Origin of the sequence: Lysinibacillus sp. FSL W8-0992, from assembly GCF_038008685.1 — a bacterium.
GTDB lineage: Bacteria > Bacillota > Bacilli > Bacillales_A > Planococcaceae > Lysinibacillus.
Window position 1 is genome coordinate 795,708 of the sequence record NZ_JBBOZQ010000001.1, and the last position, 22,565, is coordinate 818,272.

Consider the following 22,565-nt stretch of genomic DNA (forward strand, 5'->3'; position numbering starts at 1 on the left):
TTTTAGTAGGTTATGCAGTGAAAAATAAAATTGGGGGGAAGTTATATGTCGTTTTTCGGAGATATGATGAACAAAGGTCTTAACAACCTGAGAGATACGCAGGACAGCATGAAAGCTGAAGTGGAGAGGTTAGAATTTTATTCTGATGAAGAGCTGAAAAGGATTGCTACTGATACATCTACTGGCAATTCAACAAATGCTAAAAATAGAAGAACAGCCGCAAGAATGGTGTTAAAACAACGTGGATATTAATTGCAGGAGGAAGAACGATGGTCAATTCTTTTCAGCTCAATGAAAGCGGATATGGCAAGTGCAGATGCTGTCTAAAAAAGAAATTTGTTTCTGAGTTAAGAACCTGCCCAGCATGTGATTATTTCACCTGCAATACATGTTTCAAGGGACAGATATGTAAAAAATGTTCTAAGTAGATTACGAATTTATATAAAGCTGTGATATCAAGGTCAGGCTTTGATTGCACAGCTTTTTAATTTAATACGATCACTAAAAACTCTAAGATGATTGAATTTATAAACCGTACATGAAGGGATGGATTTACTTGAAGTTTTTTAGAAAAATGTTATTACCGATTACTTTTGTTTTCTTTATTTATGGCTGTAGCAATGCTAATAATGAAGCCAATAATGTGAATGGAGAAGTTACTAATGAAGTATCTCCTGAAAATAAAGATAAAGTAGCAGTTGAAGAAGCTACACCTAAAAGTGAGGAAACCCCAAAAAATATCCAGTTAGATTTACTTGATATAATTTCATTAGACAAAGAAGGAATTATAGCGTTACTTGGTCAACCTCAGGATCTATATGAATGGGAAGATGGTCAAAGTTTAAGCTATGATGGCTTGTCTGTTTCTTTAAATAGCTCTCAAAAATTAGAAAGCCTTGAGATAAGCAATAGTGATTATTTATTTAATGGAATTAAGATTGGCGATACGCTAGATAATGTTAGAGAAAAGCTTGGTAAACCAACAAAAGAGGGAATTGCAGAGAGTGGGGAATTCTTTGAATTGGTTTACGACACAGTCATAAACGAAAATAAAACAAATAGCGTGTATTTTACAAGTAGTAATTTTAGCAGTCCAATTGACTTCATTGGTTACAGTGCGTTAGATACAACACCACTGTTTACAACTGAGGAAGTAAAAGAAATGATTGTAGGCTCTTGGGTAAGCGAGGAAGATATGATGAATAGTGATTATTCTGCTTTGGTCTATTTTACTGAGAATAAATTTGTAACCGATTCCTTCAACGGTACAATTAATGGATTAGTAAGGGATTATAAAATAACTAATTTCGATACCATTGAAATTTCAGATATTAATACGTATAGTGATAAAAAGCAATGGGATGTTCAAACTATTGAATTTTCACCAGATGGGAGCAGAATAGATCTTTATCGAGTAGATTCTTATTCAGGTAAGATTTATGAAAATTCAAGGCAAGTTTATTATAAGTATTCAGATACTTATGTGGTTAAATAAAATGATTGTATTTTAGAATATAACAAAGAAGAGACAATACTCAATACTTAATAAGTATTGAGAAAGCTTTGTACGATGACGATAGTAGCTGTGACAGCAAGATTATTTCTTGTTGGCATAGCTTTTTTATTTTAAGTTGAAAAACTGTATTATAATATACCTGTTTATGGGAAAAGAGAGCAGAAAAAACTAACATATCGAGATCGGAGAGAAGGGTATTGGAGAAACGTAGAAACCATTATGTTCCACAATTTTATTTGAAAGGTTTTTTGGATAATAGGGTAACTCCTCCACACGAACCCAGTATATGGGTTTATGACAAGCAACTTGATAAATTAAAAAAGAAAGGTACAAAGAAAATTGCTGAACTAAATGGATATTATGATTTGAAATTAATCACAGGTGAAATAACCACAGCGGTTGAAGATTTCTTTGATAAGAAAATTGAAAGACCTTCATCATCAATATTGAAAAAAATCTTAAGCCAAACTTTGTTAACTGATGAAGAGAGAATTCAATTTTCTTACTTTATATACTTCTCATTAGCGAGAGTACCTAATTTCCTCAATTACATGACATGGTTTTATAGAAACAACGATAAATTAGATTTTAACCTTAAAACAAGTACTGAGACATCAAAATTAGTAGATGTTACGCTTAGTTCTGAGGGTTTAACAACGCTAGAATTTATGATAGAAATGTCTGAAATCTTTGTCCCGATTATTTATAGGATGAACTGGCAGTTTCATATTGCACCACAAAATAAGGATTTTCTAACATCAGACAATCCAGTAATATTAAATGATCCAAGTTCGAAAAACATTCACCCCACTTTTATGGGGTGGAATAACCCTAATATTCACTTGACGTTCCCCCTGGATTCTGCAATGTGTTTAAGGGCAACATGGGGAAGGAAAAGAAAGACATATATTAAGGCTAGTCCCACATTTATGAGAGCGGTTAATTTTCGAACATCTTTTTTCGCTACACGTTATATTTTTTCATCAAGACCAATAGAGCCTCTCTTGTTAGATGGGGATTTCTTATATAATATGTCTGATATATATGAAAGTAAGCAAAACTGGGAATAGATATTATACCGCATCAATGGTTCAGGTAGTAAGATATTTTATTTTACATTATAAAACAGTAAAGAGGTCTCATTTGTGTAAGAACTAAATTGAAGAAATATTTATAATATTATATAATAAGAACGTAAGTTCCCGTTTGGGTGTGTTACTACTTTTTAAGTACTAATTTTTGGAGGGACTATTATGTTTAAAAATATGATTTATTTTGATGCACAAAAAGTAGCTGAATACAAAGCAGTTCTAGAAGGAAAGAAACATGTAGCAATAAAAAATGTGAAAATATCTTCGTCTAAATCTTTAGATGCTAACATTTCAGTATTTTCTGGGGGTATCGGTGGAACGAATGAAATGGAAGGTGAATTGATTGATAACCTAGTTTTAGATTGTAATGAGTTTGAAGAATTATTAAAGAAAAAAGGTGGAGACCACTATTTTGATTTAATGGCTACAGATTACGATATTGAGACAATTACAAAATCATCAATCATTTCATTCGAAGGGTCACTAAGTATTCCAAACGAGTTTGATATGATGGAATTGATAAATCAATTTAAACCTTTATTGATTAGTAGCATGAATTTAGCAAATGCTCAGGAAGAAGAGCTTTTTAAAAAGATTTTTGAAAAAGAGAGTACTAAAATTCCAATGTTTATTGAAAGTAGTCAATTAGGAGAAAGACAAGGCTTTACAAAATTAACATCAACAGAGTTACTTGTTGGCATGGAAGCATTAGAAGATTATGAAGAAGAGGAACTTACCTTTATTGCAAAAATTACATCTAGAAAGCAAGTGAAAGATAAACCTATTGTTGTTTTCGATATCATGAAGGACTTATTTTCTATAAGTAGAGGATTAAGAAGACAGATGGGGCAAAGTGAAATAGAGGGAATTGAAAATATCAAATCGAACACAGATACTTTAGAACTAGAAGTGTTAGCTATTTATAGATAAAATAAAATTCTATATTAAAAAACCGCACTTACATTAGTTACGGTGAACCGTATCATAAGTAAGGGTGGATAATGTGGGATTCTTTCATTAAATTGATACTAAAGCGTTAAGTTGAAATTAAGAAACGATAAAGCTAGTTTTTCTAAGCTCATAATGAAAGGAGAAATGTAAATGAACGAAATCATTCAAAAGAAATTGTTAGAAATTGAAGAGAAATATAAGGTAAAGATTTTATATGCTGTCGAATCAGGAAGTAGAGCATGGGGCTTTCCTTCCAAAGACAGTGATTATGATGTTCGATTTATTTATATACATTCTCCTGAATGGTATCTCTCGATTGATCCACAAGGAATTGGAGTAAAGAGAGATGTAATTGAAGAACCAATTAATGATTTATTAGATATAAGTGGTTGGGAAATCACAAAAGCGCTACGCCTATTTAGAAAAAATAATCCGCCACTTTTAGAATGGTTAAGAAGCAATATTATTTATTATCAAAAATACTCATTTGTTGATAACATACGGTCTTTGGAATCGAGTGTATTTTATCCAAATTCGATGCTCCACCATTATTTAAACATGGCAAAAAATAATTATCGTGAGTACCTGCAGGGACCAGAAGTAAGAATAAAAAAATATTTTTATGTACTTCGGCCGATATTGGCTTGTAAGTGGATAGTGAAATATAATACGACACCTCCAATTAGCTTCCATGAACTATTGGAAGATAGCCTTCAGGAGGGCGAATTAAAAAATGCAATTGAGCATCTTTTAAAACGAAAGCTAATAGGTGATGAGTTAGATATTGAACCCCGTATTCATGTGATTAACGACTTTGTAGAAAGTGAAATGGAACGACTCGAAGAATATGTTAAATCACTCAAAGTTGAAGCGAAGGATCCTACTAAAATATTAGATGAATTGTTTAGAAATACATTGCAAGAAGTTTGGAAATAAGTAAATGTGGCTTATAAAAAGAACCACCTAGAATATTGTAGTGTCAGCGTTCTAGATGGTTTTCATTTATCCATATTCAATAATGTTAGTTTTAATAAATGAGGGTAGTAACTTTTGTACAACTTCTAATAATGAAAAGTGATTTTCCTTTGAAAAAATATCAGTACCTTGGAAGTTATGACTAAATAAAAATGCAGTTGTTGGTTCGTTAAAATGAATATACAGGGTTTCCTCTATAATAAAACGAATAAAAGAAAAACTGGATGGTTTAAGTCCAGTTGAGTATAGAAAAAACTGCCTTTCGCTACAATCCATCACCAACTAAAATAGTGATTTACTAAAAAGGATACAAAAAAACAGGTATAGAAAAAGTTCTCTTTTTCTATACCTGTTTCCATTTAAGAATTTGTTGGATAGTCCTTTTTCTCCAAACTGAGTTTAAGAATAAAATGGGAATATAGTAGATTTATGAATCAAAATCATTCGGAGAATGTAGCTCATGCAAACAGAATCATTAATCAGTTCTTTATTCATCGGTATCATATGTATGGTCTATTGAGGGGATAGAGTAATTGAAGGTGACTGGCAATGGAATAATAGCAGGAACTAACAAAAGCGAATTGGAGTTATTAGAAGCCTTATGGTCGTTCCTATCATCGGGTCGAAACAAACTAGCGCTATCACGGTAAACCGTATCATAAGTAATAGAGGTTTTCCATGTATAATAGGATACAGATATAATATAAACTAATTTAGAACTAGACTGTTAGCTAGAAATTATACTTTTACTTTTAGTAGGTTTTGATTGGAGACATTGTGAATGTTAAGTGAACAGACGAGATATTCTAGGCTCGCGAGTATAACCAAAGTAATTAATACAAAGTTAGAACTACGTGAAGTTTTACAGCGTGTAACGCAGGCAATTTCCGAGGAAATCGTGCAATGTAACTCGGTGGGTATTTATTTACCAGAAAAAGATGGAACATTTAGAGGATTTGTGGGAAAGCCAGAAGATATGAATGGCATAACCCTCGATACACAGGTAATTGATGTTGAAACAGACTTACTGGCCAAAGAGGTTATTGAAACTAAAAAAACCATCTATATCTCTGATACCTCAAAGGATAATCGGCCGGACCCGAGATCGGTAGAAGCCTTCAAAATTAAATCCTTATTAGCACTGCCTATTTCATATGAGCAAGAGATATTTGGTTTAGTTTTTTTATTTGATTATGGAACACCGATGAATTTAACAGAATCAGAAATTCAGAGTGTTGAAGCATATGTAAATATGGCTGCAGTTGCAATTCAAAACGCAAATAATTTAAAGCAAAAGGAAAACCTTATTGCAGAAAAACAATTGTTACTCAATGTTACACGTGATTTGTCGATGTGTTCCTCCGTGCAGAAAAGTCTTGATAAATGTTTTTACTACTTAGGAAAGGTTTTAGGTAGCGAAAAAAGTGCAGCCCACCTCCTGGATCCATTGGGAAAAAACACAATGACATTCATGAAATTTAATACAGACTGTGATTGGACAGAAGCCGATTGGATGGAGAATCTAAAAAGCATAGGAATGAACCAAAGCTACGAAGCTATGATTCAACAGATTATTGAAACAAAAAGTATAATTCTCACTCCAAATATAGATAGTATGAGTCTTTTTATGATGCCACTGATTTCAATGGGGGAAGTATTAGGGGTTATAACAGTTGTCAATTTAGGAGGGGAAACATGTAATTTCCATGAATCTCAAATTCAATTAGCAAAATCGATAGTTGAAGCCACAGCGCCTACAATTTCAAACTTGTTATATATGGACCAACTTGAAAATATGGTAGAAGAGCGAACAAGGGAACTAGCTGCTGCTAATGAAAAGGTTACAAGTGTTATTGAAAGTATAACGGATGGATTCTTTGCATTGAACAAAGAGTGGGAATTTCTTTACATGAATAAACATCAATATTTGCCGCAAAGGAAAACGGCAAAGGATGTATTAGGACAAAATATATGGGGAATTTTCCCGAAATGTGTAGATACGGTCATGTATAAAGAATTTCATCGTGCGATGTCAGAGCGAATAGCAGTACATTTCGAAATGACCTCAGCTTATGGTGATTATTGGTACGAAGCAGTTGCGTACCCATATGATGAGGGAATCTGTTGCCTTTTAAAAAACATAACTGAAAAAAAGAAATATGAGAAGGAATTGAAAAGATTATCAAACCTAGACTTAATAGGTCAGATGGCAGCAGGTATTAGCCATGAGATTAGAAACCCTATGACAACAGTACGAGGATTTTTGCAGCTATTAAAAAAAGAGAGCGAATTCGAAAAACATAATGATTACTTTAATGTCATGATCGAAGAGCTTGACCGTGCTAATTCTATTATTACTGAATTTCTTTCTATAGGTAATACTAAGACATCCGATTTACAGATGTTAGATTTAAATTCTATTATTCGCGATATTACGCCTTTAATAGAGATAGATGCATTTAATCAAAATAAAATTATTCAATTTAATCTGAATGACATTCCAGATTTACTTTTAAATCGTAACGAAATACGACAATTGATAATAAATCTATACCGTAATGGCTTAGAATCAATGAACATAGGTAAGGTTCTATCCATCAGTACCTACAAAGGGGATGGGAATTGTGTAATTCTTGCAGTACAGGATCAAGGAGAAGGTATCAGTCCTGCGATAGTAGAGAAATTGGGTACTCCATTTTACACGACCAAAGATAATGGCACTGGCTTAGGTCTAGGTATCTGCTATGCAATTGCTGCACGTCATAACGCAAAAATTGAATTTCAAACAGGATCTGAAGGAACTACTTTTTTTATAAAATTTACTTATATATGAAAAGATGAAACGCTTCTTTAGTGTTGTAAGGTATTGACATTTGATGCTCTGAATAAATAAATTTATAAGTCCAAATTTCAATAAACTATTTTGATAATTATTAATAGCTATGATGAAATCTGCGCTATATTGATATGCTATTTCGAAGGAGGTATAGAATGAAGCAACTTTATATAAAGCAAAAGGTATTCAGTCTAAGTGGCAAATTCACAATAAAGGATCAGCAGGAAAAGGATGTTTATTACGTAGAAGGTAGTTTTATGCAAATTCCAAAGACTTTCTCCATTATGAATAAAACAAGAGATGAAGTAGCCCTTATTACGAAAAAGGTGTTCAGCTTTTTACCGAAGTTTTTTATTGAGGTAAATGGTCGAGAGGTGTTAACGATTAAGAAAGAGTTTTCTTTCTTTAAAGCACGCTATACGATTGATGGGGCATACATGGAGATACACGGTAACTGGTGGGATATGGAGTTTCAGGTCTTACAGCATGGTGAAGTCATCGGTAAAGTGAACAAGGAGTGGTTCACTTGGGGAGATAGCTATAAAGTTCAAATATTGGATGAGGAGATGGAGGAAATCATTATTGCATTCGTTGTTGCAATTGATTGTGTGAAGGCTGACGCAGCTTCTTCCTCAGCAGCGACTTAGAAAATTAATAACCTCCATTAAAGGTGCAACGGTGAACCATATCACAAGTAAGTGTGGTTAATTAAGGCAGTATCAATTTTATATTGGTGCTGTTTTTTTAGTAGACAGTTGTAGAGAAGAAGGTATAACGATTCAAAGACATATTTGTACCACACCATTTGCTTATAAAATTGTCTTCCATAGTGAGTACTAAAGCATTTGAACAGTCAGTTTATATTGATGAGAAATGTTATATTAAATTCACCAATGAATAATCTTTTTTTAACGTCTAAAAAGCATCAATATTTGAGGAGAGAGAACACTTGAAAGAGATGTATATAAATTAAAAATGTTTCAAAAGTGTCGGGTACTATTAACAGTGCCTGACACTTTTTTGTTTTATCGGGAGTAGATAGGGTATTAACCATCATAAGCAAGTTATTTAGCAAGAAGCATTGTAGGAATAATCGAAAGGGAAAAGGAGTCATAGCCAACATGTTGTTGAATAAAAAGTTAATATTGGTCTTTAGTATAATCGTAGTCTGCTTTTTGTCTGGTTGTACAGAGAAGAAGAAGCTTGAGGATGGATCTGAACTGATAAATAAAAACCAATTTGTTTTTGCTACTTCTGGTGAATTTAAGCCATTTAGTTATATGAATGACGATCTCACAATGTCGGGCTTTGATATTGAGGTTGGGGAAGCGATTGCAAAGGAAATGGGCCTTGAGCCGGTTCAGAAACGAATCAAGTTCAAAGGGATTGTAGAAGGGGTAAAAACAGGCCGAGCGGATGCAGCGGTTGCGAGCCACACGATTAACCCGCAGCGAAGTAAACATGTTTCTTTCTCTACACCGTATTACTATTCTGGACCGAAAATTTTCACCAGACCTGACAGTAAAATTAAGACTGTCGAAGATTTAAAGGGAAAGGAAGTAGCTGTTGCAAAAGGATCGACATATGCCGATACAGCTTCCGAGTATACAGACAATGTAAAAACATATGACAGCGATATTACAGCTTTAAAGGCGTTGAGCACCGGACGTCATGATGCGGTCATTACAGATTTTGTTACAGGAAAAACAGCTGAAAAAGAAGGATTTAAGATTAAAGGACAGCAATTAATTAATCGCAGTGAACAGGCGATTGTGCTGCCCCAGGATAATCCAAAACTATTGAAGCGAGTAAATGAATCTTTGGAACACCTCCGGGAAAATGGGACACTGACTCAAATCAGTATTAAATATTTTGGTGAGGACATTACCAAAAAACCAGAATAAATCAATGCTATAGAAAGAAAGGAAGTAGTACTTTGCCAAGTTTTTCGCATTTTTTTAACATACTAATGGAAACAAAAGGAATATTTTTTAAAGCAATGTTATTAACATTAGAGCTGACGGTGGTTTCTATCTTACTTGGAATCGTCATCGGACTTGTCTTTGCCTTATTAAAAATTTCTAATATCAAAATTTTAAAACTTATTTCAGATATATATGTCTATTTAGTCCGCGGAACACCGCTGATCGTTCAAATATTTATTCTTTACTTCGGAATAAGCGGGATTTTCCTTATTCCTGATTTTTGGGCTGCTTCACTTGCTCTAGCGTTACATAATGGAGCTTATATTTCTGAAATCCTTCGAGGCGCAATTCAGGCAGTCGATAAAGGTCAGGTTGAGGCAGGCCGCTCTTTGGGAATGACAAAGATACTGACATTAAGAAGAATTATTCTTCCACAGGCATTTCGTCGAGCGTTGCCGCCTTTAGGCAATCAATTTATCATCAGTTTAAAAGATTCTTCGTTGGCCGCATTTATCTCCATGAATGAGCTGTTTAATGTGGCGACAACACTTGGATCAAATAATTTTGATGAAATGACCTATTTACTCATCGTAGCAGTCTACTATTTATTACTGGTAGCGTTGATGACATTTGTAGTGAACCGAACTGAACTGAAATTAGCAATAAGCGACAGATAGGAGCTGAAAAAATTGGACACCAAGGAAATGATTAAAATAAATCAATTGAATAAATCGTTTGGAGATTTACATGTATTAAAAAATATTGACATGACAGTTTACGAGAGCGATGTTGTTTGTCTAATAGGATCGAGTGGGTCAGGGAAAAGTACCCTCCTTCGCTGTTTGAACTTTTTAGAAAGAAAGGAAAACGGCAATATTATAATTGAGGGAAATGAAGTCAATCCACGGACAGATGACCTTAATAAGATTAGAGAAAAGGTAGGTATGGTGTTTCAAAATTTCAACTTATTCCCACATAAAACGGTTTTGGAAAATATTATTGAAGCACCTATTATGGTAAAGGGTGTAGACAAAGAGAAGGCTATCAACAAAGCAAAACAATTACTGAGAAAAGTAGGTTTGGAAGATAAATCGGATGTCTATCCTAGTAAACTATCAGGGGGTCAAAAGCAACGGGTAGCGATTGCTAGAGCACTTGCGATGGAACCAGACATTATGCTTTTTGATGAGCCAACATCGGCACTCGATCCCGAGCTTGTGGGAGAGGTTTTGACAACAATGAAAGACTTGGCTGAAGAAGGAATGACAATGGTTGTTGTAACCCATGAAATGGGATTCGCCAGAGAAGTAGCTGATTGGATTGTGTATATGCACGATGGGAAAATTATTGAACGCGGCACACCTGAACAATTTTTCGATCATCCGAAAGAGGAGAGAACTCGGGAATTTTTAACTGCGACAATGCTTAAATAAAACTATGAGGTCCTGCCTATATGTAAGGCAGGACCTCGTTAGATGGGCTGGGGATATAAGCAAAAAAAGAACCTAATCTGGTTCTTTTTTGCTTTAAATAAGGATTCAAGTCACCTTATTGTTCATATATATTAAACCCTAAATATAGGATGGGAATTGTTAGTTTAATATTGTTACCTTTAGTTGTTTTACGCCAAAATCGATTGCATCTTGTTGAGAAGGAAAGAAAACATCGATTCGTTTTCCTTTAATGGCTCCTCCAGTATCTCCTGCAATTGCTTCACCATAGCCTTCTACATAAACTTTACTACCAAGCGGAATAACAGTTGGGTCAACTGAGATGACCTTTGCATTTGGGTTTGTTTTAAGGTTAATTCCTGTAGAAGTAATACCAGAACATCCATCACATGAAGCTGTATAAGCTGAAGCCTCCACTATAATTTCCTTTGAAGTAGAATTACTTGTTGATGGAGCGGTTGCTTCAGGTGTACTCTCCACTGAAGTAGAATTACTTGTTGATGGAGCGGTTGCTTCAGGTGTACTTTCCACTGAAGTAGAATTACTTGTTGATGGAGCGGTTGCTTTAGGTGTACTTTCCTCTGAAGCTGAATTACTTGTTGATGGAACAGTTGCTTCAGGTTTATTCTCCGTTGAAGTAGAATTACTTGATGGAGAGGTTACTGAAGTTGTCGTTTCTTTTGCTTCATGAGTTGCAGGCATTATTGGTTTTTCAGTTACAGCCGTGTTAGTTTCCAAACCAACAAAGATAGATAAATTTAAACCTGGATGAATGAGATCAGTTTGTAATTGGTTCCATTCTTTAATTTGTGAAACGGTTACTTGATGATTTAGAGCTATGTCCCATAATGTATCACCTTGCTTAACGATATATTGTTTTTGCTGTGCAATGGTAAGAACATCCCCAGGGTGAATAAGGTTAGTATTAATATGATTTAACTTTTGGATATTTTCTACAGATGTATTATTTGCACGTGATAAATCCCAAAGGGTATCACCTTTTTGTACTGTAATCGTTGCAGCTTGAGCATTAGCACCTAAAGTTGCAGAGAGCATTGCAACTGGTACAATTGCTATAATTTTTTTAAGCATTCATGTATCCTCCATGTTCGTTCTTAGTTGTCAATATAAAATAATCGTAACATAGTTTTTTCTGAGAAAAAGAACAAGGAGGTGTTAATTTGTTTACGTACATGGCATTTATATTGCAATAATATTTCTAATATTAAACGATACCATCTCCTTGGAAATTTAATGTGAAAACAAGCAGAAGATTTCTTTTTTGAGTTCCTTTATTTGTATAGATCGTGTTTAGTGAGATTAACGAGGAATTATACATTTTGGCGATATAATAAGAGATTAATTGCAAGTCATTACTTTATAATAAATAGCAAAAAGAGAAATTGCGCTGTGCAATTTCTCTTTTTGCTTGAACTGAAATATTATAACTGTACCTCGGTAACTTCATTATTATTTTTATTGCCGTTACCGTTACCGTTACCGTTGCCATTGCCATTACCATTACCATTACCATTACCATTGCCGTTGCCGTTACCGTTGCCGTTGCCGTTGCCGTTGCCGTTACCGTTACCGTTACCGTTGCCATTACCATTACCATTACCATTACCATTACCATTACCATTACCATTACCATTGCCGTTGCCGTTGCCATTGCCGTTACCATTACCATTACCATTGCCGTTGCCATTGCCATTGCCATTGCCATTGCCATTGCCATTGCCATTGCCATTGCCATTGCCATTGCCATTACCGTTGCCATTGCCATTGCCATTACCATTGCCGTTACCATTACCATTGCCAGGCTTTACAACCACCACGTCAAATGTTAGTGTGTGCTCACCATACGTTACCGTAATTGTCGTATTACCTTGACCTTTTCCTTTTACAACCCCTGCTTTTACAGTAGCTATTTTATCATTCGCTACTTCGTAGGTTGCAAGTTTTGTAACATCTTTTTCTGTTGTTTTACCATCAAAAGTAGTTACTTCAGTAATCTTAACTGTAACTTCTTTACCTATTCTAGTTTCAACTTGAGCTTGGTCGATTTCTAGTGTTACTATTGGTTCTTCTATAACAGGTGCTTTAACTGTAACATTTATAGTAACCTTATTATCTCCATATGAAATAGTAATAGTAGTCGTGCCTGCACCTACAGCAGTTACTAATCCATTTACGACTGTTGCAACATTTTCATCTCCAACAACATAAGTAGCTTTTGAAGTTACGTCTTCCTCTGTTGCATCACCTTCTGCTGGTGTTGACGTTTCGGTTACCGTAAGTTGTGCAGTTTCTCCAGCTGTTAGGTTTAACTCAGTTGGATTTACAGAAAGTGTTACTTCTGGTTCTACTACATCTTTTTCATATATTATTGCTTCACCAACATTACCGGCAGCGTCATTAATTATTACAGATACAGCATTCGTTTCTGCTGTTACTGGGAATGTGAAGCTACCGTCTTGATTTAATTCAAAAGCAACTGGTGTTTGTACTTCGCCATTTACCGTCGAAATATAAGAAGCTTTTAATTTATCATTTAAATTATAATTTAAACCGTATAAATATAACTCTTCATTGTAGTCGATATACTTATCTGTTACCTGTCCTGTAGCGACACCTTCAGCTACTGAACCAGTAATTTCGGGTTTAGTCGTTTTCACGATAATTGGTCCAACATAATCGGAAACTACCCCTGATGCTGCGAGACCAGTGAAGTCAATTGTATACAGACCGTCAGGAATCGTTGTTGCAGGTGCTGATCCCCATGGTTTGTACTGCCCGCCAACGTTCAACGTATAAGAGCCTTTTCCTAGCGCAGTCCCTGCATGCAGATAACCAATGTAGCCGTCTCCGTATTCTCCACCTTCAGGGTTCATAATATCCCAAAGCTCGATATAGTTAGTTGTGACATCTCCAGTTAATGTGAATGAAAGTACAGCCGAGTCTTTCACGCCATCTCCATTAAAGGATAGGTCTGCTTCTGTAATCTTATAATCTTTAATTTCAGTTACTGCCGCGCCGCTAAAGTCAGCTGCGAATGGCAAAGATATTTCTGTAGCTCCATCACTGATGTAAATATACCCTAGTATTTCAGAGCCGTTTGGTGCTGTAGCTTGTGAAGCAGTTAATGTAATATTTAAAACTTGCTCACCAACTAGATTAAATGTCGGTTGATCGACTGTAACAGTTGCATCACCAAATGTTTTTGTCACATCAATAGATACATTGTAATTGCCGCCGTTTCCATTAATATCTTTTACTAAAACTTGTTTTGTTACAGAGATATCCCGATCTTTAAGCGATTGTGGACCGAAAGTGACTGTACCCTTCAAGTTTTCTGCAACTGCACCAGTTCCATCTATAATTGCGCTATCAAGTGCATAGGCAAGGATTTCAGGATGAGCTGCTGCATAAGCATTTACACGCCCTGCCCCCTGAGAAAACACATCGTATTTTGTTGTATCTAAAACCTGTGCTGTATTAGAAATTGCCACTTTTACATCGAACGCGTTCCAATCAGGATTTGCTTGTTTAACTAATGCAACAATACCCGCAATATGCGGTGTTGCCATAGAAGTTCCTGTTTTACGAGCATATGCTTCCGCATAATCAGCATCAGGGAAATCTTTTTTATACATTGGAATCGATGACATAATGTTTGTTCCAGGTGCACTTACATCTGGTTTAATATCAAAGTTTGGTGTAGATGGTCCACGTGAACTTGAAGTGTTTACATCATCCCCCAGTGTCTTTGTGGAAGCAAATTTACTAAAGCTTACTTTTCCAGTTCCGCCTGCTAATGCAGCGCGAATTGCATCGCCATCTGTTTGGGACATATCGAATGTCGGCAGAAACTCAAATGAATCACCAAGGAATGTGCCTGAAATGTTCGGTGCATTCGTTCCACCAGCGAAGTTATGAATAATTGTTGCGATTGCTCCATTTGCTTTTGCATTCGCAATTTTATCAACGAATGCGATACCGCCACGAGCAATCAATGCCACTTTACCCTTTACATCAATTCCTTCAAAATCTTTTATTTCCCCGTTTCCAGGAACACCAACTAGGTCAAATTCTCCTTGAAGCTGGGTTGATAAATTTTTTCCAAAAGTCGTCCCCATTAATGGAAGCTGCTTTGTTAAGTTGTAGTCGCCAACTGCAACATTCACTTCCCCGTTATACATTGTTTCAGGATAGGATGTGTTACCAACAGCAATTCCTAAACGAGCGGTTGCAGGTGTGCCCATTGTTCCGCGATTTGGACCAGAGTTCCCTGTTGCTATTACGCCAATTGTTCCAGCCATCATTGCATTATTAATAGCGAATGAACCAGCATCCGTTTCAGAGTTAGCTCCACCGCCAAGTGAAAGGTTGATAATGTCCATTTTTTCTATTACAGCAGTTTCAATTGCTTTAACAATACCGGAAGTAGCGCCACTTCCGTATGCCCCAAGAACACGATAAGCATAAAGGTCTACTTTTGGAGCAATTCCTTTAATACCGAATTCGTTAGCACCGATTGCCGCAATTGTTCCTGCAACATGTGTACCGTGGGAAGTATAGAACGAGCTTCCCTTTTCATTAAATTCAGGTGTCCCCGCTGGACGCTCCGAAGGCAAAGTTTCCGATGCATCGTCATCTGCACGAGGTTTCGTGTAAGTTGATGAATTTGGAATGAAGTTTTTTCCGCCTTTGTAAACACCAGCAAACTCAGGGTGATCTGCATCAATACCAGTATCTAATACTGCTACTTTTATTCCTTGTCCTTCTAAACCTTCCTGCCAAAGCTGTTCAATGCCAAGGAAAGAATTACTTGTATTCATTTGAGCTTCTAATTGATCTTCTTTAGTAAGTTCCGATGATTTCATCGAATTATCTTCGGATGCATAAACAATTGCATCAGGTTCGATTAATGTAATTCCTTCTACTGTAAGCAGTTTCGGAAGATCATTTGCTTTCACAGTTGCCGCAAAACCATTTAAAACAGTATCAAAAGTGAATCCTTGAGTCATCTGTACTTTTTTAATAGCTAACTCTTTTTTAACTTTTGTTTGTTGTGCATTTACATTTGAGCGAACTTCATTTGCCCGGGCATTTGAGAATCTTTGACCTTTGACTTGGCTCATTCCTTGCTCTAGTGCTACAGGCAATTCTGATAAATGAATAATGACCGCAACATCTTGATTGCCTGATACATTTTGTAAGCTTTCGTGAAGAGTTGGACCATCTTTAGACAAGCTTTGCTGTTCAGCGATAGCCGCCTTTAGTTGAATAATACTTTCACTTTGGCTATCTTGCTTGAATGGTTTCGACTCTTCAGCACGAGCACTCGATAATGGAACCAATAGAGAAAGCACCATAACGAAAGCTAGAATACTACTTAGAAACTTCGTAAACTTAAACTTTTTCAAATCACATTTCCCCCTTCAGCTTTTATTGTCACACTTTTCAGTTTAGTGTGATATTTCCAATTTATCATAAAGGGAGTAATTAGAATATCTGGATATTAAAATATTGATAATTAGTATTAGTTTATTAATTACAAATTAAATCTATCTTCCTGGTAATTTAATGAAAAAGCAGGACTTTCGAGTGTGAAATGACATACTATAAGTCATTAATTTTTTCATTGCACCTTATCAAGACAGTAGTTGTAGATACATCAGTGGAAAATAAAAATAGCTGGCGTTTATTTAAAAATAACGCCAGCTATCTTATATAGTAGAAACAAAATATCCAATCAATTGATTTTTATAAAAATACTTATTTTCCATGAATTTCACACTAAAAAGAAGGTGAATTATTCATTTCTTCATATTTAACTGTAGTAAACATACCACCTAAGCCAACTACACCGTTGTTTGTAACGTGATGAGGCATGTGGCAGTGCATTGGCCAAATACCTGGGTTATTCGCTTGGAAGTTAATATCCCAAGTTTCACCAGATGCGACGAGTATAGTGTTTTTATAAATTTGTGTATGAGGGACAATTGGAAAACCATCAGCACCAACTACTTTAAACTGATGTCCATGTAAATGGATGGGGTGGTGGTTCATTTGAATATTACCAAATCGTACTTTAACCGTATCTCCGTATTTTACTAGTAAAGGTTCAGTTAATGGGTAGCAACGGCCGTTGATTGTAAAAAAATTAAAATCAGGTTTAATAAATGTTAAATCATACGTACCTTTTGTTAGATCGCCCCATGCTAAAGCATTTATTGCCCATTCTTGAAGTAAACATAGGTAATCTTTATGGTTTGGTATGTTTACCTCTGACGGATTTTCAACAATAAAGCCACCTAATAACCCCGCATTGTCTTGTATAGAAACATCAACATGGGAATGATACATATACGTGCCTGGAGGATTGACTATTGTAAAATGATAATCAAAATAATATTCAGGTTCTATAAATGGGGAGGGCTCAATTGGGGGGACACCATCCATAGAATTGGGTACGATTAATCCATGCCAATGTACGCTCGTATGGACAGGTAATTGATTAATGACCCTAATACATACTTTATCTCCAGGAAAAACTCGAATTGTTGGTCCTGGTGTAGAGCCGTTATATCCCCATGCTTTGATAAAGATACCATCTACCAATTCCCACGTTATTTCCTCAGCAACTAAAGTAAAAAACTTTACCCCATTTTTTTGAAGTACGTAAGGTAGATCCTCAATACCCGGTGTGATAACCATGATAAAACCCCCTATAAATTCACTTCTTAAAAAAATATATGTTTCGAAGGGGGACTTATTCTTTGGTAACGTAATACAAATCTATTTATGTATATAATTACTACACTAGAAGAAAGAAAAACATTATTTACAAAGATAGTGGAAATAGCTTTAGATTGAGTATAAGTAATGAGCACGATTATGAGTTATGAATTATAGAAAGCACATAGCCTTTATATTAAAGACGTATTAAGGAAACTAAATGTCCTGGATGCTTCTTTCTTTAATTCTAAATAAGGGACAATACGATTTAGGTGGTTTTGATAATTTTATATATAATCAAATGTCCGTTTTATAGGAAGTAAAATATCAATAATGTAGTATTATATAAAAGGAAATAAATGTTGTAAAATACTTTATTTGTAATATATAATTATTGAGTGATCTAATAAAGTATTTATAAATTTATCGGAGGTATTTACATGTCGGACAAAAATTTCGTAGCAACATTATTACTTTGTTTCTTTTTAGGAGGTCTAGGAATTCACCGTTTTTATGTTGGTAAAATCGGTACAGGTATTTTAATGATTTTCACATTAGGTGGGTTCGGAATTTGGACAATAGTTGATTTAGTTATGATTATCGTTGGTAAATTTACTGATAAAGATGGTCATTTAATAAAATCTTAATTGATCTTAATAAGCAAAATTATTGAAATAAAAAAACGATAGGCTCATACATATTATTTTTTAAGCTTGTTGCTTTTATTTATAGCAATACGATAAAAAGAAGGGGGACTTTTCTAAATGTCTACCCTTCTTTATTGTTTATGATGAAGTGAATGGAAACCAAAGCACTTTAGTCATATTGATTAGTAATAATAGCTATCATCCATCATTTCTGTTGCAATCCCAATTACAAATGTAATAATTGCGAAAATAATTGAAATAGCTAAACCAAACAAAGCAAATATTAAAGCAGACTTTGCAGCTTTTGGTTGAGTGTCTTTCCATACAAAATAGATGATAATGCCAAGCAGAGGGAAACAGCATAAGCTGAGTACATTAACCCAAATATTTGGTTTATCATTTTTAGCTACAGTTATTTGGTTGTTAAATTTTAATACGTTGACACCACAATGTATACAAATTTCGGCATTCTCGTTAATGGTAGAACCACAATTAGGACAATACATAATAAAACCCCCTACATAATAAAAATTTCCCTTTTATCATCTTGTTCACCGTGCTGTTTGTTTAGCAATTAGTAAAAGCGTCCGTAGTTAAACCTTAATTATCGGATTACTATTTATACTAGAGCCACATGTGACAGAAGATTTATGACGTAAGGACGTACGCCACATTTAGGGCGAATTTTTACTAAATCAGAAATATGTTCAATTCACAATACATTATGTAATCCTTCGTTTTAGTAACTTGATAATCCAATAATGAACATTGCAATATAGAATAATACGATAATTGCTATGTTAATAAAGAAGAACATTAAAGCTGATTTAGCCGCAACTGGCTTTTCGTTTTTCCAAACAAAGAACATAATTAATCCAACAAGTGGCACACAGCAAAGTGTAATTATGTTAACGCCCCAGTTTGGTTTGTCTTCACCACCTGCGTTTTTTACGCGGACACCACAGTGGATACAAATTTCTGCATGTTCAGAAATATGTTCGCCACAGTTTTTACAATACATAATAGTACCTCCAATATTTTGTTATAGATTTCTCCCAACATATTGACCAAATAAAAAAAATTGGTAACCAATAATGTAGAAAATATAAATAATACCGATTCCACCAGTTAATCCAGTAAGGAACCGTCTACTATTATTACTTGTCCATTTACCAAATAATTGACCTGTACCGTCTATAGCCATTGGTAAAATTAATAAAGCTATAATCCATAAATCAAATATGCCTAAAAGTATGACTAATATTATGGATAAAAGATAACCTACTGCCATACCAGTGCATCTGGCACATAGAGGGAATTTCTTCCCTTTATAATGGAATGAACGGTCCGGTCTTTGATGGCAAAAGAAAAAAACTCGCAATACAAAATTAAAAGTATTTGCCAAATTTGTAAACTCCCTTTGTTATTCTAGCGTATAGTATATAACATAAATAGAATTTTTGGAATATACTTCATAATTTAGATTTTAATATAAAAATTCAATAAATAGCGATAGTATGAGATTTTAGCTGCTTTTGAGTAATGTGCAGAAGTGCATACAATAGGGGGCTTATAGAACTTTTTTGAGCTAGATGATTTACATTTGAATGCCTTGTAACTTGTTACGGAATAACTGAGGATTATGAGAAAAAACCCCTAATTCGTTAATATGACAACGAATTAGGGGGGATGTTTAAAACTTTTAATATTATTGATATCTTTTTATTAGTTTATCTTTATGGCTTATCATAATTTCAGTTAAATCAATTTCGTACTTATCAGCTAAAATAAATAAATTATCAAGAACATCGCCTAGTTCTTCTTTTAAATTCTCAATTTGTTGTTCTTTTGGTAGAGCTTTTTCATCTGGACGATCACGCCCAATTTCAATTGTTCGTATGGCCTTTGAAACTTCACCAACCTCTTCCGTTAAGAAATTGACACGAATAAAAGGGTTTAAGTCGTACCAGCTTCGCTTTTTGTAAAATTCAGTTATCCACTTTTGATATTCAAAAATATTCAATGAAAATCACTCCTTATACTTCTATAATGATAGCATAAAGGAGGAATCGAATTTGAATATTTCAGTTTATTGCGGTGCAAGTCTAGGTAACAATGATTTATACGAAGAGGCAGCAAAAGCACTTGGTAAATGGATTGCCGAAAATGGACATACTCTAGTATATGGCGGAGGAAAAGCTGGTCTAATGGGTGTCATTGCAGATGAAGTTTTATTACATAACGGTAAAGTAATCGGCATTATTCCGACATTTTTAGTTGATCGAGAGCTAAGTCATCCTAATTTAACTCGTTTAGAAGTTGTGCAGTCCATGTCTGAACGAAAAAATAAGATGATTGATTTAGGGAACTGCTATATTGCACTGCCTGGGGGACCTGGAACATTAGAAGAAATTTCAGAGGTAATTTCATGGGCAAGAATTGGACAACACCAAAATCCATGTGTTTTATTCAATGTAGGTGGCTATTATGATAAATTAAAAGAATTTTATGATGATATGGTAACAAACGGTTTTTTAACTGAAGCAGATAAAAAGGCAATGTTATTTTCCAACTCATTTATCGAAATCGAACAATTTATTGCAAAATATACACCACCATTGGTACGAACATATTAATTTTAGATAACAGTTACTGATATACTTAATGTTATCTTGTGAAACAGGAATGGGGATTTATATGGAAAAAAGACGTAATGTTATTTTGTATATAGGTACTTCTATTGATGGTTTTATTGCAAATGATGATGGTACATTAGAGTGGTTGGAGTCTACGGAAGTAGAAGGCGATTCGGGTTACAATTCCCTTCTAAATAAAATTGATACGGTTGTGATGGGTAAGGGAACATATGATACCATTCGAGGATTTGACATGGACTATCCTTATAGTGATTATAAAAACTATGTGTTTTCTAAATCTGTCAGCGGTTCAGATGAATATGCTTCATTTATTAATGAAGATGTTGAAGCTTTCATTAACAATTTAAAGCAACAGCCTGGTAAAGATATATGGCTAATTGGTGGGGGGAATTTAGCACGTGAATTTTTTAAAGAAAATTTAATTGATGAATTCCAACTAGCCATTGCTCCAATTATTTTAGGTAAGGGAATCTCTCTTTATAACGGAGATGATATTACCCAAAAATATAATTTAAGCAAAGTTGAAAAGTTAGGTCAACTTGCGATGCTTCATTATAAAAAAATTTAATAAGTTACAAACAAACTCGCCAATATCTGTGGCGAGTTTTACTTTTTTATAAGCATCTTACAACGAATAAGTTTTTTTTCTCGAATTTATATTTTGTTTATATTTGCGATATATGCAGTTTAGAACTGGACTTCATAATTAAGCATAAGCAAATGAAAAGGGAGAGAATAAAATATGAACAACAAATTAAAATTCGCAACACTCGCTATTTTTAGTTCAGTCACAATATTAACGGCATGTACAGATTCAGGGAAAACTGAGGCAGACAATTCAGTCGTGCAAAATGAACAGGCGGAGGCCAATCAAGCTGAGCAGCAACTGACAAAGGGCCAAACATTAGCGAATATTTTAAGCAGTACAAATTGGCAAGGTACGCGTGTTTACGACAAAGATAACAATGATTTAACTGAGGAGAATGCTGGATTTATCGGTTTAGCAAAATACGATTCTGAAACAGGTCGATATGAATTTTTTGACGCGAAAACAGGGGAGACTCGTGGTGATGAGGGTACATTCTTTATGACGAATGACGGTATGAAGCGTATTTTAATTTCTGATACGATGAAATATCAAGCAGTTGTTGAAATAACTACATTAGATGAAGAAGTCTTTACTTACAAACGTATGGGGAAAGATATGAACGGTAATGATATAGAAGTGTTTGTGGAGCATATACCATATGAAAATGATTTAGCCTTCACTAACGAAGACAAAACGTTAACAACTTCTACAGGAGATATTAATACTAGTGTAGATGGAGATGAAATCCTAGGTAAAACATTATGGCATGGAACAAAGGTACTTGATGAAAAAGGTAATGATGTCTCAGAGTTTAATGGGAATTTTTTAAGTGTCGCAAAGTTTGAAGAGGACACAAATAAATATGAATTCTTTAATAGAGAAACAGGAGAAAGTCGCGGAGATTATGGTTACTTTGATGTCATTCATGACAATAAAATTCGCGCACATGTATCAATAGGCGATAATAAATATGGTGCAGCATTGGAACTTACGGAATTAAATGATGATAAGTTTACTTATAAGCGTGTAGGTAAGGATGCAGATGGCAATGATATCACAATCTTCGTAGAGCATGAGCCGTATAAGGGAGATTTAAAACCAACATTTAGTTTTTAAAATTACCACAAAGTCCATCACTTGAAAAAGTAAGGAATCTCCTTTATAAATTGAGGAAAGGAGATCA

The 22,565-nt window shown here is 34.7% G+C and carries 20 protein-coding genes and 1 pseudogene; 14 read left to right on the forward strand and 7 right to left on the reverse strand.

The features are described 5' to 3' along the window. Positions 1 to 45 precede the first annotated feature (45 nt). The 10 genes from NSQ74_RS03735 to NSQ74_RS03780 all read left to right on the forward strand — a co-directional run bounded on the left by NSQ74_RS03735 (position 46) and on the right by NSQ74_RS03780 (position 10,727). Entirely contained in the window at positions 46 to 252 is a 207-nt protein-coding gene (locus NSQ74_RS03735; protein ID WP_340821571.1) for a hypothetical protein, read from the forward strand. A 304-nt stretch (positions 253 to 556) separates the two neighbouring features. Then, a complete protein-coding gene (locus tag NSQ74_RS03740; RefSeq protein WP_340821572.1) occupies positions 557 to 1,495 on the forward strand; it encodes a hypothetical protein in 939 nt (312 codons plus the stop codon). A 218-nt stretch (positions 1,496 to 1,713) separates the two neighbouring features. Further along, positions 1,714 to 2,586 carry a DUF4238 domain-containing protein gene (locus tag NSQ74_RS03745; RefSeq protein WP_340821573.1) on the forward strand — a complete coding sequence of 291 codons (873 nt, stop codon included), beginning with the start codon at positions 1,714 to 1,716 and terminating at the stop codon, positions 2,584 to 2,586. 183 nt (positions 2,587 to 2,769) lie between these two features. After that, on the forward strand, positions 2,770 to 3,537 hold the full coding sequence (locus NSQ74_RS03750) for a DUF6414 family protein (RefSeq protein ID WP_340821574.1): 768 nt from the start codon (positions 2,770 to 2,772) through the stop codon (positions 3,535 to 3,537). Between the two features lie 171 nt (positions 3,538 to 3,708). Then, the gene (locus NSQ74_RS03755; protein ID WP_340821575.1) at positions 3,709 to 4,494 is read left to right on the forward strand and encodes a nucleotidyltransferase domain-containing protein; all 786 of its coding nucleotides are present in this window, start codon (positions 3,709 to 3,711) and stop codon (positions 4,492 to 4,494) included. A gap of 820 nt (positions 4,495 to 5,314) precedes the next feature. Further along, positions 5,315 to 7,366: a GAF domain-containing sensor histidine kinase gene (locus NSQ74_RS03760; RefSeq protein WP_340821576.1), complete on the forward strand. Its 2,052-nt coding sequence runs from the start codon at positions 5,315 to 5,317 to the stop codon at positions 7,364 to 7,366. 158 nt (positions 7,367 to 7,524) lie between these two features. Then, positions 7,525 to 8,016 carry an LURP-one-related/scramblase family protein gene (locus NSQ74_RS03765; RefSeq protein ID WP_340821577.1) on the forward strand — a complete coding sequence of 164 codons (492 nt, stop codon included), beginning with the start codon at positions 7,525 to 7,527 and terminating at the stop codon, positions 8,014 to 8,016. 474 nt (positions 8,017 to 8,490) lie between these two features. After that, positions 8,491 to 9,273, forward strand: a complete 783-nt coding sequence (locus NSQ74_RS03770; protein WP_340821578.1) for a transporter substrate-binding domain-containing protein — start codon at positions 8,491 to 8,493, stop codon at positions 9,271 to 9,273. 32 nt (positions 9,274 to 9,305) lie between these two features. Continuing rightward, complete coding sequence (locus NSQ74_RS03775; protein WP_340821579.1) at positions 9,306 to 9,971, forward strand: amino acid ABC transporter permease; 666 nt, start codon at positions 9,306 to 9,308, stop codon at positions 9,969 to 9,971. A gap of 12 nt (positions 9,972 to 9,983) precedes the next feature. Further along, positions 9,984 to 10,727, forward strand: a complete 744-nt coding sequence (locus NSQ74_RS03780; RefSeq protein WP_340821580.1) for an amino acid ABC transporter ATP-binding protein — start codon at positions 9,984 to 9,986, stop codon at positions 10,725 to 10,727. Between the two features lie 159 nt (positions 10,728 to 10,886). On the opposite strand, the gene NSQ74_RS03785 is transcribed toward NSQ74_RS03780, so the two are convergent. The 3 genes from NSQ74_RS03785 to NSQ74_RS03795 form a co-directional block, all read right to left on the reverse strand. After that, positions 10,887 to 11,837 (reverse strand): LysM peptidoglycan-binding and 3D domain-containing protein, encoded by a 951-nt coding sequence (locus NSQ74_RS03785; RefSeq protein ID WP_340821581.1) that lies wholly within the window; start codon positions 11,835 to 11,837, stop codon positions 10,887 to 10,889. Positions 11,838 to 12,187: 350 nt separating this feature from the next. Then, positions 12,188 to 16,174: a S8 family serine peptidase gene (locus NSQ74_RS03790; RefSeq protein ID WP_340821582.1), complete on the reverse strand. Its 3,987-nt coding sequence runs from the start codon at positions 16,172 to 16,174 to the stop codon at positions 12,188 to 12,190. A gap of 373 nt (positions 16,175 to 16,547) precedes the next feature. Then, positions 16,548 to 17,468, reverse strand: a complete 921-nt coding sequence (locus tag NSQ74_RS03795) for a multicopper oxidase family protein (RefSeq protein WP_340821584.1) — start codon at positions 17,466 to 17,468, stop codon at positions 16,548 to 16,550. Positions 17,469 to 17,929: 461 nt separating this feature from the next. On the opposite strand from NSQ74_RS03795, the gene NSQ74_RS03800 reads away from it, so the two are divergent. Beyond that, positions 17,930 to 18,136 (forward strand): TM2 domain-containing protein, encoded by a 207-nt coding sequence (locus NSQ74_RS03800; RefSeq protein WP_340821586.1) that lies wholly within the window; start codon positions 17,930 to 17,932, stop codon positions 18,134 to 18,136. A gap of 182 nt (positions 18,137 to 18,318) precedes the next feature. On the opposite strand, the gene NSQ74_RS03805 is transcribed toward NSQ74_RS03800, so the two are convergent. The 4 genes from NSQ74_RS03805 to NSQ74_RS03820 form a co-directional block, all read right to left on the reverse strand. Then, positions 18,319 to 18,642 (reverse strand): zinc ribbon domain-containing protein, encoded by a 324-nt coding sequence (locus tag NSQ74_RS03805; RefSeq protein WP_340821587.1) that lies wholly within the window; start codon positions 18,640 to 18,642, stop codon positions 18,319 to 18,321. A gap of 233 nt (positions 18,643 to 18,875) precedes the next feature. Further along, positions 18,876 to 19,157, reverse strand: coding sequence for a zinc-ribbon domain-containing protein (locus NSQ74_RS03810; RefSeq protein ID WP_340821588.1), 282 nt, complete (start codon positions 19,155 to 19,157; stop codon positions 18,876 to 18,878). A 21-nt stretch (positions 19,158 to 19,178) separates the two neighbouring features. After that, positions 19,179 to 19,541, reverse strand: a complete 363-nt coding sequence (locus NSQ74_RS03815; RefSeq protein ID WP_340821590.1) for a DUF2085 domain-containing protein — start codon at positions 19,539 to 19,541, stop codon at positions 19,179 to 19,181. Between the two features lie 303 nt (positions 19,542 to 19,844). Beyond that, the gene (locus tag NSQ74_RS03820; protein ID WP_340821591.1) at positions 19,845 to 20,159 is read right to left on the reverse strand and encodes a MazG-like family protein; all 315 of its coding nucleotides are present in this window, start codon (positions 20,157 to 20,159) and stop codon (positions 19,845 to 19,847) included. Between the two features lie 52 nt (positions 20,160 to 20,211). Between NSQ74_RS03820 and NSQ74_RS03825 the strand changes: the two genes are divergently transcribed. The 3 genes and pseudogenes from NSQ74_RS03825 to NSQ74_RS03835 all read left to right on the forward strand — a co-directional run. Continuing rightward, on the forward strand, positions 20,212 to 20,772 hold the full coding sequence (locus NSQ74_RS03825; protein WP_340821593.1) for an LOG family protein: 561 nt from the start codon (positions 20,212 to 20,214) through the stop codon (positions 20,770 to 20,772). A gap of 61 nt (positions 20,773 to 20,833) precedes the next feature. Then, a complete protein-coding gene (locus tag NSQ74_RS03830; RefSeq protein ID WP_340821594.1) occupies positions 20,834 to 21,361 on the forward strand; it encodes a dihydrofolate reductase family protein in 528 nt (175 codons plus the stop codon). A 309-nt stretch (positions 21,362 to 21,670) separates the two neighbouring features. Then, positions 21,671 to 22,498 (forward strand): annotated as a pseudogene (locus NSQ74_RS03835) (DUF4822 domain-containing protein); the annotation flags it as partial. Positions 22,499 to 22,565 lie beyond the last annotated feature (67 nt).

Bases quoted from the DNA above. Each gene is read 5' to 3' on its own strand.
- NSQ74_RS03735 (WP_340821571.1), top strand. From the start codon at position 46: ATGTCGTTTTTCGGAGATATGATGAACAAAGGTCTTAACAACCTGAGA.
- NSQ74_RS03750 (WP_340821574.1), top strand. From the start codon at position 2,770: ATGTTTAAAAATATGATTTATTTTGATGCACAAAAAGTAGCTGAATAC.
- NSQ74_RS03755 (WP_340821575.1), top strand. From the start codon at position 3,709: ATGAACGAAATCATTCAAAAGAAATTGTTAGAAATTGAAGAGAAATAT.
- NSQ74_RS03760 (WP_340821576.1), top strand. From the start codon at position 5,315: ATGTTAAGTGAACAGACGAGATATTCTAGGCTCGCGAGTATAACCAAA.
- NSQ74_RS03765 (WP_340821577.1), top strand. From the start codon at position 7,525: ATGAAGCAACTTTATATAAAGCAAAAGGTATTCAGTCTAAGTGGCAAA.
- NSQ74_RS03770 (WP_340821578.1), top strand. From the start codon at position 8,491: ATGTTGTTGAATAAAAAGTTAATATTGGTCTTTAGTATAATCGTAGTC.
- NSQ74_RS03785 (WP_340821581.1), bottom strand. From the start codon at position 11,837: ATGCTTAAAAAAATTATAGCAATTGTACCAGTTGCAATGCTCTCTGCA.
- NSQ74_RS03795 (WP_340821584.1), bottom strand. From the start codon at position 17,468: ATGGTTATCACACCGGGTATTGAGGATCTACCTTACGTACTTCAAAAA.
- NSQ74_RS03800 (WP_340821586.1), top strand. From the start codon at position 17,930: ATGTCGGACAAAAATTTCGTAGCAACATTATTACTTTGTTTCTTTTTA.
- NSQ74_RS03805 (WP_340821587.1), bottom strand. From the start codon at position 18,642: ATGTATTGTCCTAATTGTGGTTCTACCATTAACGAGAATGCCGAAATT.
- NSQ74_RS03810 (WP_340821588.1), bottom strand. From the start codon at position 19,157: ATGTATTGTAAAAACTGTGGCGAACATATTTCTGAACATGCAGAAATT.
- NSQ74_RS03830 (WP_340821594.1), top strand. From the start codon at position 20,834: ATGGAAAAAAGACGTAATGTTATTTTGTATATAGGTACTTCTATTGAT.